13 protein-coding genes are annotated in these 11,945 nt (G+C 38.2%); 7 read left to right on the plus strand and 6 right to left on the minus strand.

Annotated features, from left to right (window positions below):
• The first annotated feature begins 4 nt into the window (after positions 1-4).
• A complete protein-coding gene (locus ACSQ6I_RS00520; RefSeq protein WP_438888271.1) occupies positions 5-298 on the plus strand; it encodes a helix-turn-helix domain-containing protein in 294 nt (97 codons plus the stop codon).
• Positions 288-653 carry a hypothetical protein gene (locus ACSQ6I_RS00525; RefSeq protein ID WP_438888272.1) on the plus strand — a complete coding sequence of 122 codons (366 nt, stop codon included), beginning with the start codon at positions 288-290 and terminating at the stop codon, positions 651-653. The genes ACSQ6I_RS00520 and ACSQ6I_RS00525 overlap by 11 nt, the downstream gene beginning before the upstream one ends.
• Before the next feature lie 67 nt (positions 654-720).
• Here ACSQ6I_RS00525 and ACSQ6I_RS00530 read toward each other — a convergent pair whose 3' ends face one another.
• Positions 721-2,025: a Tudor-knot domain-containing protein gene (locus ACSQ6I_RS00530; protein WP_438888273.1), complete on the minus strand. Its 1,305-nt coding sequence runs from the start codon at positions 2,023-2,025 to the stop codon at positions 721-723.
• A gap of 781 nt (positions 2,026-2,806) precedes the next feature.
• Between ACSQ6I_RS00530 and ACSQ6I_RS00535 the strand changes: the two genes are divergently transcribed.
• The 3 genes from ACSQ6I_RS00535 (at position 2,807) to ACSQ6I_RS00545 (ending at position 6,665) form a co-directional block, all read left to right on the plus strand.
• Positions 2,807-2,968, plus strand: coding sequence for a ribbon-helix-helix protein, CopG family (locus tag ACSQ6I_RS00535; protein ID WP_438888274.1), 162 nt, complete (start codon positions 2,807-2,809; stop codon positions 2,966-2,968).
• 260 nt (positions 2,969-3,228) lie between these two features.
• A complete protein-coding gene (locus ACSQ6I_RS00540; protein ID WP_438888275.1) occupies positions 3,229-5,814 on the plus strand; it encodes a GAF domain-containing protein in 2,586 nt (861 codons plus the stop codon).
• Between the two features lie 365 nt (positions 5,815-6,179).
• The gene (locus tag ACSQ6I_RS00545; RefSeq protein ID WP_438888276.1) at positions 6,180-6,665 is read left to right on the plus strand and encodes a hypothetical protein; all 486 of its coding nucleotides are present in this window, start codon (positions 6,180-6,182) and stop codon (positions 6,663-6,665) included.
• A gap of 40 nt (positions 6,666-6,705) precedes the next feature.
• Here the strand turns inward: ACSQ6I_RS00545 and ACSQ6I_RS00550 are convergent, their stop codons facing one another.
• From ACSQ6I_RS00550 to ACSQ6I_RS00560, 3 genes are all read right to left on the minus strand, one after another.
• The gene (locus ACSQ6I_RS00550) at positions 6,706-6,993 is read right to left on the minus strand and encodes a TMEM165/GDT1 family protein (RefSeq protein ID WP_438888277.1); all 288 of its coding nucleotides are present in this window, start codon (positions 6,991-6,993) and stop codon (positions 6,706-6,708) included.
• Between the two features lie 28 nt (positions 6,994-7,021).
• Complete coding sequence (locus ACSQ6I_RS00555) at positions 7,022-7,426, minus strand: TMEM165/GDT1 family protein (RefSeq protein ID WP_438888979.1); 405 nt, start codon at positions 7,424-7,426, stop codon at positions 7,022-7,024.
• Between the two features lie 93 nt (positions 7,427-7,519).
• Positions 7,520-7,870, minus strand: a complete 351-nt coding sequence (locus ACSQ6I_RS00560; protein ID WP_438888279.1) for a YkgJ family cysteine cluster protein — start codon at positions 7,868-7,870, stop codon at positions 7,520-7,522.
• 165 nt (positions 7,871-8,035) lie between these two features.
• On the opposite strand from ACSQ6I_RS00560, the gene psb30 reads away from it, so the two are divergent.
• Positions 8,036-8,155 (plus strand): photosystem II reaction center protein Ycf12/Psb30, encoded by a 120-nt coding sequence (gene psb30 / locus ACSQ6I_RS00565; protein WP_438888280.1) that lies wholly within the window; start codon positions 8,036-8,038, stop codon positions 8,153-8,155.
• A 296-nt stretch (positions 8,156-8,451) separates the two neighbouring features.
• Here psb30 and recJ read toward each other — a convergent pair whose 3' ends face one another.
• Positions 8,452-10,524, minus strand: coding sequence for a single-stranded-DNA-specific exonuclease RecJ (recJ, locus tag ACSQ6I_RS00570; protein ID WP_438888281.1), 2,073 nt, complete (start codon positions 10,522-10,524; stop codon positions 8,452-8,454).
• A 114-nt stretch (positions 10,525-10,638) separates the two neighbouring features.
• On the opposite strand from recJ, the gene ACSQ6I_RS00575 reads away from it, so the two are divergent.
• Entirely contained in the window at positions 10,639-11,439 is an 801-nt protein-coding gene (locus tag ACSQ6I_RS00575; protein ID WP_438888282.1) for a Uma2 family endonuclease, read from the plus strand.
• A 78-nt stretch (positions 11,440-11,517) separates the two neighbouring features.
• Here ACSQ6I_RS00575 and ACSQ6I_RS00580 read toward each other — a convergent pair whose 3' ends face one another.
• Complete coding sequence (locus ACSQ6I_RS00580) at positions 11,518-11,943, minus strand: hypothetical protein (protein ID WP_438888283.1); 426 nt, start codon at positions 11,941-11,943, stop codon at positions 11,518-11,520.
• Between the last annotated feature and the right edge of the window lie 2 nt (positions 11,944-11,945).

Here is an 11,945-nt window from a genome sequence, read left to right on the forward strand (position 1 = left end):
AAATATGACAGAAAATCCTTATATTGGTTCTTCTCTTGATGCGTTTTTAGAAGAAGATGGAACATTAGACGAAATCAATTTAATAGCCATTAAAAGAGTTATTGCTTGGCAAATTCAAACAGCAATGGCTGAGAAAAATATTACTAAAACAGCAATGGCTGAAAAGATGAAAACAAGTAGATCATCTGTTGATAGACTTTTATCTCCTGATAATCATTCTGTTACCTTAGAAACGATTGATAAAGCTGCTAGAGTTGTTGGTAAGAAAATTCGTTTTGAATTGGTAGATGCTGTTTAAAGTAGAAAAAATCAAACTCATGGCTGATTATGAATGTTATCCATTATGGTGGGTAAATTCTGATAAAGCTGGAGATATTGACCCTGAAACATTACCACTGAGTCAAGAAACTATTAGACGTTTGGAAAAATGGGCTGACATTTACGATGCAAAATTGAACTGGGAAGATCCTAATTCATCAGGTTTTCCCAGTTTAGAGGCTAAAGCGGCTTTTGAACAAGAAGGTATTAGTTTGTGGAAGCAACTGCAAAAAGAACTTGCACCCAAATATGAAGTTGTTTATTTCAGTGAAACATTACGTAAAGTCGTAACTGATATGAATGAATTAGAATCTTTACGCAATATCCATACTTAACGGATAGTCAACTAAAAAAGTAAACAAAGACAACAGCCTCCTTATTCCAATAATACTTGCTCAGTAGTTAGCAAATATCGTCTAAATCAACCCATTCATCATAGGATGAGTCATAGTCAATGTAATGTACAAAGTATTGTTGACCCTGAATTTTATTGATAGTTGCAGAATACCAATCCTCTTCTTCATCATCCCAAACTTTGACCTTTACACCCACAGCATATCCATTATCATCGGATGCAGCTTTGTCGCGGATACGCAGATCATCTGGTTCAACCCATTCATCTGAGGATGACCCATAACCATCATAATGAATAAAGTATTCGTTATCTTTGACTTTCTCAATAGTTGCAGAATACCAATCTTCTTCCTCCTCATCCCATACTTCTACTTTTGTTCCTACTGCATACTGCTTATTATCAACTTTTACAGTAGATGATATCTCTGGGACTGATGATTTTTCCTCTTGTTGAATTTCCTGTTTAACTAAAATATGGGATTTCTTAATCAAACTAGAAGCCACAGTTTGAATCCCTGTATGCTCATAATAATTGGTAGTTTGATCGATGAATGCTGCTACAAAGTCTAGATTGTCATCAGCAATCTGAATAAAATTACCCAGACTACTAAAAATTGATTGCGGAGTTATACCTGTCTTGGATACTAAATTAGATATCCAGCCTTGCACAGAGTTAAAACCTTGAGTAATAAAACCAAGTTTTTCAGTGGGATTATTGCCTGGTAGAGAGCTATTGATGGCTGAAAAAACTGGGTTTTGAGCTATTTGACTAGCGTCAGTGCCACTAATGAGTTGATGAATTTTGTTCAGGAAATCGGGACCTAATGGCAGAATTCCATCTAAACAAACTAGAGCTACCATCCTCATGAGGGAGGCATCTTGATAGTTGTTGGTTAGAGACTTGGCAAACTCTTGGGGGTTAGGTTGAGGAATGCCATTTAGTTTGCAGAAAACGATGATTTCAACAGCAAGTTTCAATACCAAATCAATCGTTTGGGTGAGGTCTGCTTTGGGTGTAATATTGGTGAGAAAAGAAAGAACACCAATTTTTTCACCAACCTTGTTCGCTAAAGCTGCCGCTGCCATAGCTGTGTCTGCTTTATCAATTGTTTGATAAAGCTTAATTGCGCTCTGGTAGCCTTGTTGAGGATCGTGATATAAAATAACAGCACGCTCCCAGATTTTCTGGATTACCTTAGCATCAGTTTCTCCGGTAATGGCACGGATACTATTGTCAAAGCCCACCAAATTGTTCCATTGACTTGGTGCTATATAATCTACAGCCTTTAAAACTTTGACGGTAATATTATCAGTTGATAACTCGTCAACCAACTGAATAATTGATTTCTCCATAAGTAATCCTCAAAACCAAAAATGGGATGAAAATACAGTTCAGACCAGCCGATAGAATAAAGTTGGTAGTTAGTACAACACTTGGTAAAGCAAGAAATTGACTGCATTGCTGCCTATGCACTGGTAGCAGCAACATACTACTGTTAGAATGGGTAATTGAACCGTATTATATAGAGTTCCCTGAACTAGTAAAAAAGTAACTTTCATTTTAATCTGAAGTTATCCCTTACAGATGTATGAAAAAACCTGTAATCCTTATAGCGTTGCTGCCGATTCTTCATGGTAAATGACTTGGTGGTATTGATTGTTTCTGTAAATTCAATTACAGGTTAGATTTTATATTAAGGTTTTACGAAATAACCGACGTGTTGATTTTTTGCAATCTATATTTTATGTATAAAAAAGAACTTTAAGCTCAGTAATCTTTATTCAAGAAATTATACCTTTACCACAAATAATGATTCGGAACTTTTTCCGAATTCAAAACAATGTCCTTTTATCTTCCTGGTATATGTACTAAATTTTAGACAATGATTTAAATTTTATTACGTAAATTTATGCAGCCAGAGCAATGCTAAACCTCAACGCACTTATAGTTTGTAAGGTGAATAGTCTCTCTCATCTGACTTTTTAGAAGTAATTGATACCAATTTTGAATTTTAGATGGGTAATACTTGTACTGAGGCTATTTCATCCATTGGCAATAATATAACTTATTCCTCTTTCCTGTAATTACCAAATCTACTAAAATCAAGATACCTCAGTTAATGGTATCTGAAATATGCCTAAACCTGAAATTTACATAACTTTTAGATTGACCCAGCCAGAGAAAGATTTACTGAGAGAGTATTGTGAACAAACAGGTAGAAATCAAACAGATGTGTTGCGTGAATTGATACGTGGATTGAAACGTCGAATCAAAAGAACAAAAGAGGAGGTTTAAAAGCCGCTTATATTCCCATATCCTATATAATGATTGGTAAAGCTTCCTGCTTTTATATCTGAGCTTAGGTACACCTATGCAAGTACTTTTTAGCTCTAACGTGAATTCTCATTTGTTCAGCCTTTCTCCTCCACAGGATTACCCTGGCGAAACAAAGAGTGTATACTGTCAAGCAATGATAGTTAGAAGCAAAACCTAAGATAAATTAATAGTACAGTTGAACAGTCGTAAATTCTAAATCCTACTATATCAAATAAGTTATGTCAGTGCAAAACCCGAATGCTGAAGAGTCTACAGATTTGATGATTGATATTAATAATCAAGAAGTCTATGAGTTACAAAAAAATGCTTCACCTGTAGTTAGTCTAGCTACAAGAAAAGGATCTATTTCTCAGTTTCTTGCTCCCTTGACTCAAGATACTTTTAAACAAGTAGTTCAGGAAGTAGAGCATAAATTAAGGATTGTCAATGAAACCTTATCCATGCTGGATTATCAGGGTTTTGAAACTATCCTACAGGAAATGCTGCATTCGATTACCTTGAAAACAGGGGAATTATTAGGAGCAGATCGGACAACAATATTTTTATTGGATGAAGAAAACCAAGAACTCTGGTCTATTTTAGCTGAAGGGAAAGGTAAGCGACCATTAGAGATTCGGATTCCATCTGATAAAGGTATTGCTGGTGAAGTTGCAACTTTCAAGCGAGTAGTCAATATACCTTTTGATTTTTATACAGATGAGCGGTCAGGATTTGCTCAAGAACAAGACAAAAGAAATGGCTACCGCACCTACACAATGTTAGCTTTACCGCTGTTAAATGAAGATGAAAAATTGGTGGCGGTTGTACAATTATTAAATAAATTAAAATACGTACATAATCCAGAAGATCCACTGTATGAGCGTATTGATAATAATGGATTTACTAGTGCTGATGAGAAATTATTTCAAGATTTTGCACCTTCAATTCGCCTTATTTTAGAGTCATCTCGCTCTTTTTATATTGCGACACAAAAACAAAGGGCTGCTGCGGCTCTAATGAAGGCGATCAAGTCGCTGAGTCAAAGTAGTCTTGATTTAGAAGATACCCTGAAACGGGTAATGGCTGAGGCTAAGGAATTGATGAATGCCGATCGCAGTACTCTGTGGTTAATAGACCGCGATCGCAATGAATTGTGGACAAAAATCACACAGGATAATGGCGTAGATAAAGAATTACGAGTACCAATGGGTAAAGGCTTTGCTGGTATAGTTGCTGCATCTGGCAAGAAGTTAAATATTCCCTTTGACTTATATGAGCATCCAGACTCAGAAACGGCTAAAGCTATGGATATACAAACTAATTTCCGCACCTGTAGCCTACTTTGTATGCCGGTGTTTAATAGCGATCAAGAGTTGATTGGCGTTACCCAGTTAGTTAATAAAAAGAAACTGGGAGATTTTCCTCCTTATGATCCTGCTAATTGGCCTGATGCTCCTGAATGCTTCCAAGCTAGTTTTGATCATAATGATGAAGAGTTCATGGAAGCTTTTAACATTCAAGCAGGTGTGGCGCTACAAAATGCTCAGTTGTTTGCCAAAGTTAAACAACAAGAACAAATGCAGCGAGATATTCTGCGAAGTCTTTCTAATGGTGTAATTTCTTCAGATAAAACAGGACATATCATCACTGCTAATGAAAGCGCCAAACGATTATTAGGATTTGATGACGAAGAACGTTTGGAAGGCAGATTAGTTAGTGATGTTGTGAATATTAAGGAGGGTGATTTTAGTAAGTGGTTTGTAGATGCTTTACACGCAACAGATTTAAAAACTAGTCAGCAATATTACCCTGATCGCACGCTTTTGACTACAAGCAACGAACAGCATAGTATTAATTTATCACTGAACACTATTGCTGATGCCAGTGACCAAAATCAAGTTTGTGGCGCACTGGTGGTCATGGATGATATTAGTGATGAAAAGCGGCTCAAGAGTACTATGTACCGTTACATGACTCAGGAGTTGGCAGAAGAACTGCTGAAATTAGATGATGCTAAACTAGGGGGCGATCGCAAAGAAGTTACTATCTTATTCTCTGATATTCGTGGCTACACCACCCTCACAGAAAACATGGAAGCTGAGGAAGTGGTGGGTATGCTGAATGAATATTTTGAATCAATGGTTGAGGCTGTTTTTAGACATAAAGGCACATTGGACAAATATATTGGCGATGCCATCATGGCTGTATTTGGTTCACCTCTACCTTTAAAAGAACACGCACGCATGGCAGTGCAAACTTCTCTAGAAATGCGCTCTCGTTTAGAAGAATTGAACGAAAGTCGCCAAGCTGTGAATAAAGCTAGGATCAAAATTGGCATTGGTATTAATTCTGATACTGTTATTAGTGGCAATATTGGCTCTAGTAAGCGGATGGAATTTACCGCTATTGGTGATGGTGTTAATCTTGGTTCCCGACTGGAAAGTGTTAGTAAACAGTATGGTTGCGATATTATTGTCAGCGATAATACATATCGAATCTGCGAAAAAGATATTTGGGCGAGGGAATTAGATTATATTCGCGTTAAAGGACGAAATGAACCAGTAGCTATCTATGAGTTGCTAGGTTTGCGTTCTGATTTGATTAGTGATACCAAACTAGAACTAATTGAGCATTATCATCAAGGGCGCGAGTATTATCTTCAACGTCAGTTTGTAAAAGCCCAATCTGAGTTTGTCAAAGCTTTATTAGCTGACAACAATGATAAAGCCTCTATGTTATATCTAGGCCGTTGTCAGCATTGGATACAGTCACCCCCATCTGATCAAACTTGGGATGATGGTGTTTGGACGTTTAATGAAAAATAAGCTTTAATTGCTTGCTGGAAAAAATCTGCTATTTGTCGGGTGTGTTATGTCTTTTGGACTAACGCACCATTTATGAATACAAATAAAGCTGTACAACTGGCGTAAATTTGAAAAAGCCCGATTAATATCGTATTAATTTCCAAAATTTATCCGTATTAGGCTCATATTAACTTCAATTAGTATAGGTTTTTGTTTTTTAATGGTTTTTATTATTTTGTAATTAAACTTAAAAAAATAAGATACAAAACCTCAAAAGTCACTGTAGAAAGGTTGCATAGCCTCTAGTTTGTAACAGTTAATTGATATTTGTTGTCAAATCAATTCTCTAGATACAAACTAGGAGTACAACACCAGCAATTATTTTTATGAACGCTATTTCTAATTTTGAATTTAAACGGTCAACTTGGCAAACAGCCATTATGTTGACTTTGGGTTTTTGGCTCAGTGCCAGTTTGGTTTTAGATTGGGTAATTATGCCTAGTCTTTACATCTCTGGCATGATGAACCAAGCTAGTTTTTCTACAGCAGGCTATGCAATTTTTTGGAATTTTAATCGCCTAGAATTACTATCTGCGGCTGTAGTTTTAACTGGAGTTCTGGCTATTGGCCAAGTTAAATCTAATTGGCGTTTGGGAAGTATAGTTTTATCGGCGCTTTTGCTAACAGCCGCTTTGCTGGATACTTATTTTTTAACCCCGCAAATGTGCGCTTTAGGAAGTAATTTAAGCTTATTTGCATCCAGTACAGTGCCAGCAACAATGAATGTACTACACGGTGGTTATTTTCTGCTGGAAGTATTCAAACTTGTTGCAGGTGGTATGCTTTTAAACTGGTGCTGGCAGGAAGTTTGAGATTAAGGTGGGCATTTCCCACCCTGCTAAAAATACTGAATTATTCTGATTCAGCTTCACTGTTGGGTAATAGCAAGCGGATGGAGAGAATGGCAAAACCCACCGCTGCGATCGCTTTTAAGATGCGTGTAGGAAAAAATTCTGCAACTGCTCCCCCGGCTAATGCTCCTAACAAGCTGGTTAATAATAGCGCCCCAGCAGTGCCAAAAAACACACCCCGCCGAGATTGACCACGACCAGAAAGAGCGATCGCCGCTAACTGACTTTTATCACCTAATTCTGATAGAAAAACTGTAATAAAGCTCAAGCCTAAAAGATGCCAATTCATAATTGATTCTTTGTATAACTAAAGACTACTAACCCATAAACACATCCCAAAATAGCATCACAGAAATCAGTAGCAACATTACCCCTGCTGATTTTTCTACAGTTTTTGGACTGAGTTTAGTGGCTATCCAACCACCTAAAAGCACACCTAACAAGCTAGTAGTAATTAATGCAGCCCCAGAACCAATGAATACTACCCAAGGTTGATGAGATTCTGCACTCATTAACAGAGTGGATAGCTGAGTTTTATCGCCAATTTCTGCCAAAAATATGGTGATGAAGGTTGTTCCAAACACTACCAAGGCCGATTCCTGCTTTTTGGAACTATCCTTAACTACAGGCTCAATTAGATAATCATCAGTGTCTTGTATTTCTAACTGGTTTTGAGTCTGAGAGAGATCAGAAATACTTACAGGTGTAGAGTCGAGTTTCACAGGCGGTTGTCCTGCCACTAATTTGTTTTCATATTCTTTTCATTTTCTCAGATTTTTGTAATAAATTGCAACTCTACTGGACAAAATCCCAGATTAAAAGCCAACAGCTTGATCAAACCTGATAATTTCCAAACTGCGATCGCCATACACACCCTCAATTTGCTGACGACAGCAAGCGATCGCAAAATCACTAAGTTCCTCTGGTTCAATCCCATACATATCCTGAAATATCTCAGTTTCCACCCGACAGAAACGCGGACGATCATCATAAATGCCGCATTCTCGCGTGGTATGGTCAAAATTAACGCACCATCCCCCTTCCCCTACCATACTCAGGTAAAGCCCCACTTCTTCTGGTGAGAGATAGTCTTCCAAATCTGGACGATCTGCTGGATCAAGATGACAGCAGGCTCCACATTGCTTTACACATTGCCAAGTAGCCATAATTTCCTCTACCTTGTGACTTCTCGCTATTTTACTTTTTTATGTTGTTTTCTATAATTTTGTTAAGTAAATTAAATCTGGTGTCCGCTTCCCGGATATGATCTATGGCGGGATTTGCATTTGAATTATTAAATCTTTTAAGACAATAGAGAGGAAAAGAAAACAATGGAAGCTTTAGCCAACATTAATTGGGAAGTCATTTTTCAATTGACCTCTGTAGGTCTAATCATCATTGCTGGGCCAGTAGTAATCTTTCTCTTGGCTTTTCGCAACGGCAACCTGTAGATTGGGTAATGAGTAATGGGTAATGGGTAATGGGTATAGTTTTGCTAATTATCAATTACCGTTCGGCTGACGCTCACGGCGAAAGCCAATTACCACTTTTAACTCATAAGAGACTTCCAAATAAAAAAATATCCCAAAATTTCTTGTGGTGCAGGACGAAAAGCCTGCTAACAATACAAGGACGGGCAGGACTTGTACTGAGCTTGTCGAAGTATGCCCATCCCACAAGATTGGATCATCTTTTTTGTGGAGTTTTCTAATAGAAGTCATAGTCCACGCTGTGCTATCAGCAAAATCTAACTATCCAAAGCCTGAATAGCAGCTTGGATAATTCCATCATACTGAGGTAGACATAAATCAACCTTTTTGGCATCATCACGACTGCTGCCTAAAAGACCATGATTATCTCCGGGCTGCATGACTAAAACTTTACCTTCAGGATTTTTAATTCTTAATTCTGAATCAACGCCATTTTGATAAACGCCACAGGTGTATTGACGCTGTTTGTATTCAAAGTTGGCGCGTAATTTTTGAGATGGTGGGGTGGAAAATATTGGAGAATGAGCGGGGAGTCGCACACCTATCAACTCCATTTCGATAGTTATTTTGTCATTAAAGTGATTTTCCCGGAGTTTGTAAGCTATATCAACTCGCGCAGGAAGGGGAAAGTAATCACGCCAACGCCAAGCGATCGCTTTAATTTGATATCTGATATTATCGACAGTTTGCGCCAATGTCAGTTTAATGTGACCTTTACCAACAATTTGCTGCTCAATTACTTGTGCATTAGCTGTCCAGAAAACAGGATCTGGGTTTTCGATACCGCAGGGATGGAGAACATTTAGCTGTTGATATAACTCCTGATTGATTTGATTGAGATTTGCTTGAGCATCAATTTTTAGTAATGGTTTGAGGTGTTGGGGTTCTAAACACTGATTTGCGAACTCACATAAGCGCGATCGCAATGACAGTAAATTATCTGCTGGCAGAGAAAATCCTCCTGCGGCTTTATGTCCACCAAATTTCCCCAGCAAATCCCGACAATATTCTAAAGCGGCAAAAACATTAAATTCAGGTATTCCCCGCGCCGAACCGCGAATTACGCCTTCATCCTCATAAGTACCGATGAACACAGGAACACCGTAACGTTCCAGCAACCGAGAAGCGACAATTCCAATTACACCATGATGCCAATTATCTTTAACAACAACTAATACCCGGTTTTTTTGTAAAGAGTTTACATATAAATCTTCAACAAGTGCGATCGCTTCCTGTTCAATTTGCTCACACATCTGCTGACGTTGGATGTTTATTTGTTCACACTGCATCGCTCTTTCTAATGCTAACCCCATATCATCAGTAGTCAGCAATTCTATTACTGTTTGTGGGTTGCCAATTCTACCAATTGCATTAATACGCGGACCCAACCGAAATCCAATATCTTCCGGCTTTAACGATTTTGGATTTTGAGTTTTAGATTTTGGATTACTTTCAGTTTCCCCTTCAGTTGCTTGCACTCCAGCCACTTGAATTAAAGCTTGGACTCCTGGTAAAGTAGATTTAGGTAATAACTTTAAACCACGTTTTACCCAACGGCGATTTACACCAGTTAAAGGAGCTAAATCTGCAATAGTTCCCAAGGTAAACAACGCTAACATCGGTTGAACTAAACCCTTAATTTCCCCTAATTGCTGGGCTAAACATACTGCTAAAATATAAGCTACACCCACACCAGCCACACCCCGATAAGGTGAAGATTCAGCTATTAATTTCGGGTTAAGAATGGCGTTAGCTGGGGGTAAAATAGGGGGAATGTCGTGATGGTCGGTGATAATTACCTTTAAACCCAGTTCTCTGGCTCTAGCAATTGGTTCAAAAGCAGATATACCATTATCTACAGTTAAAACTAATCCGACTCCTTCCCTGTGGAATTCTTCAATAATGCGTTTGTTAATTCCATAACCTTCGTGCATTCGACTAGGGATAGCATAATCTACATTAGCACCCAAAGCGCGGAGGCTGCGGAGTAGTAATGCAGTACTAGTCATCCCATCTGCATCGTAGTCTCCACAGATAGCAATCTTCTCTTGATGAGCGATCGCATTTTCCAATAATTCTACACTCACCGCTAAATCTGGAAAATCCTCCAACGGAGAAGGTAAATTTAACGATTCGGGATTTAAAAATGCGGCTGCTGCTTCTGGTGTTTCCATCCCCCGATTAATCAACAACTGGCTGATAATTGGCGATATATTCGTTAAATCTGCCAGTTTTTGAGCTAATTCAGGATTCGCTGGGGCAATTTGCCAACGTTGATTGGGTAAGCGTTTGATGGGTTTTGAAATTTCAGTTACAGGTCGATCTATCACTGAGAATTAAGTAAATGGTCATAGGTAATATCCTAATAGATCTTCAGACAAGATCAGACATGAGATTACGGTGAATCAGATAAAATAAAAACACATCAACACGAGGCAGTCTTTATGGTAGCCCAAATCAGTGAAATTAAATCTCCCACTGAACTGGTAATCTCTTGGGAAGCCTTACCCGATGATTTTCAGTTAGAGGATGAACCGGTGGAAAATACAGGACAGCCAATTTTAGCTGGTGCTTTGCGAGAAAGTTTAGAAATTGCGGGTTTCATACAACCTCAGATGTTGATAGCGTCAAATTTTGGGTTGTGTGCAACATTAAACGGTCAATTTATAGCTAAAGCACCTGATTGGTTATATGTTCCTGCGGTTAAAGAGATTTTAGCTGAACGCAAAAGCTACACACCCAATTTAGAGGGGAATGTTACAGCTATAGTAATGGAATTTTTATCCGACAATGACGGTGGAGAATATTCTGTTAAGCGAACATATCCGCCAGGGAAATGGTTTTTTTATGAGCAAATTTTACAAGTTCCCATTTATGTAATTTTTGAGCCTAATGGCGGTTTATTAGAATTTTATCAACTAGAAAACGGTCGATATGAGTTAAAACAACCGGATGAAAATGGTCTGCATTGGATTGATTCAATGGGCTTATTTTTGGGAACTTGGAGAGGAGAAAAAGAAGCCAGAACAGGTTATTGGTTGAGGTGGTGGGATAAAGCAGGTAATTTGTTGCCTTGGTCTGTCGAACAGATTTCACAAGAACGTCAACGTGCAGACCAGGAAGGCCAACGTGCAGAACAAGAACGTCAGGAGAAAGAACAAGAACGTCAGGAGAAAGAACGGCTAATAGCTTATTTAAAATCTCAGGGTATCGACCCCAATAATTTGCCCACAGGAACACTTTAGCATCAAAAAAACTAGTGTGGGTGCAATGGTTACGCTAGAGCGACATAGTAACCCACCAACAAAATTAGCTAATTTTATCTAAAATATGTTTACTTTACCATCATTGAGAATATAAAGAGAGCGATAACCTGGAAACTTATTACTAGGACGCAGTTCTAAACGCAGAGTGCCAAAATTAGGTTTAGAAGCAACTGCTTCTAAAGACCTTCCTGTATCATCCCAGAACAAAAGAGAAATATTTGGATTTGTACCGCTTTGTTGTTCTGTACGATATTCTTGTCCTGGTTGTAGAGTAATGCGCCGCATTTCTGGTAATTTTTCTAGTTTTAATACTCTAGGAGTGCGGTTTACAACTTGTAGGCGGATATATTGACCAGGTGTAAACTGAAGTGGTTTCGCACCACAATTAGAAGCGCAGGTTCCAGCTAATGTGACATTAGAATTATTAGTTGGTGTTAACAATAAAGCTGTAGCAATCAATGTTGCAGACATTAATTTAGACATAG

Origin of the sequence: Anabaena sp. WFMT (assembly GCF_051781005.1) — a bacterium.
In the GTDB taxonomy this organism is placed as follows: domain Bacteria; phylum Cyanobacteriota; class Cyanobacteriia; order Cyanobacteriales; family Nostocaceae; genus Anabaena.

What these genes read in the sequence shown, in the direction of transcription:
- ACSQ6I_RS00580 (WP_438888283.1), bottom strand. Translation starts at nt 11,943, where the DNA reads ATGTCTAAATTAATGTCTGCAACATTGATTGCTACAGCTTTATTGTTA.
- ACSQ6I_RS00560 (WP_438888279.1), bottom strand. Translation starts at nt 7,870, where the DNA reads ATGGCTACTTGGCAATGTGTAAAGCAATGTGGAGCCTGCTGTCATCTT.
- ACSQ6I_RS00520 (WP_438888271.1), top strand. Translation starts at nt 5, where the DNA reads ATGACAGAAAATCCTTATATTGGTTCTTCTCTTGATGCGTTTTTAGAA.
- ACSQ6I_RS00535 (WP_438888274.1), top strand. Translation starts at nt 2,807, where the DNA reads ATGCCTAAACCTGAAATTTACATAACTTTTAGATTGACCCAGCCAGAG.
- psb30 (WP_438888280.1), top strand. Translation starts at nt 8,036, where the DNA reads ATGGAAGCTTTAGCCAACATTAATTGGGAAGTCATTTTTCAATTGACC.
- ACSQ6I_RS00545 (WP_438888276.1), top strand. Translation starts at nt 6,180, where the DNA reads ATGAACGCTATTTCTAATTTTGAATTTAAACGGTCAACTTGGCAAACA.
- ACSQ6I_RS00540 (WP_438888275.1), top strand. Translation starts at nt 3,229, where the DNA reads ATGTCAGTGCAAAACCCGAATGCTGAAGAGTCTACAGATTTGATGATT.
- ACSQ6I_RS00525 (WP_438888272.1), top strand. Translation starts at nt 288, where the DNA reads ATGCTGTTTAAAGTAGAAAAAATCAAACTCATGGCTGATTATGAATGT.
- ACSQ6I_RS00575 (WP_438888282.1), top strand. Translation starts at nt 10,639, where the DNA reads ATGGTAGCCCAAATCAGTGAAATTAAATCTCCCACTGAACTGGTAATC.
- ACSQ6I_RS00550 (WP_438888277.1), bottom strand. Translation starts at nt 6,993, where the DNA reads ATGAATTGGCATCTTTTAGGCTTGAGCTTTATTACAGTTTTTCTATCA.
- ACSQ6I_RS00530 (WP_438888273.1), bottom strand. Translation starts at nt 2,025, where the DNA reads ATGGAGAAATCAATTATTCAGTTGGTTGACGAGTTATCAACTGATAAT.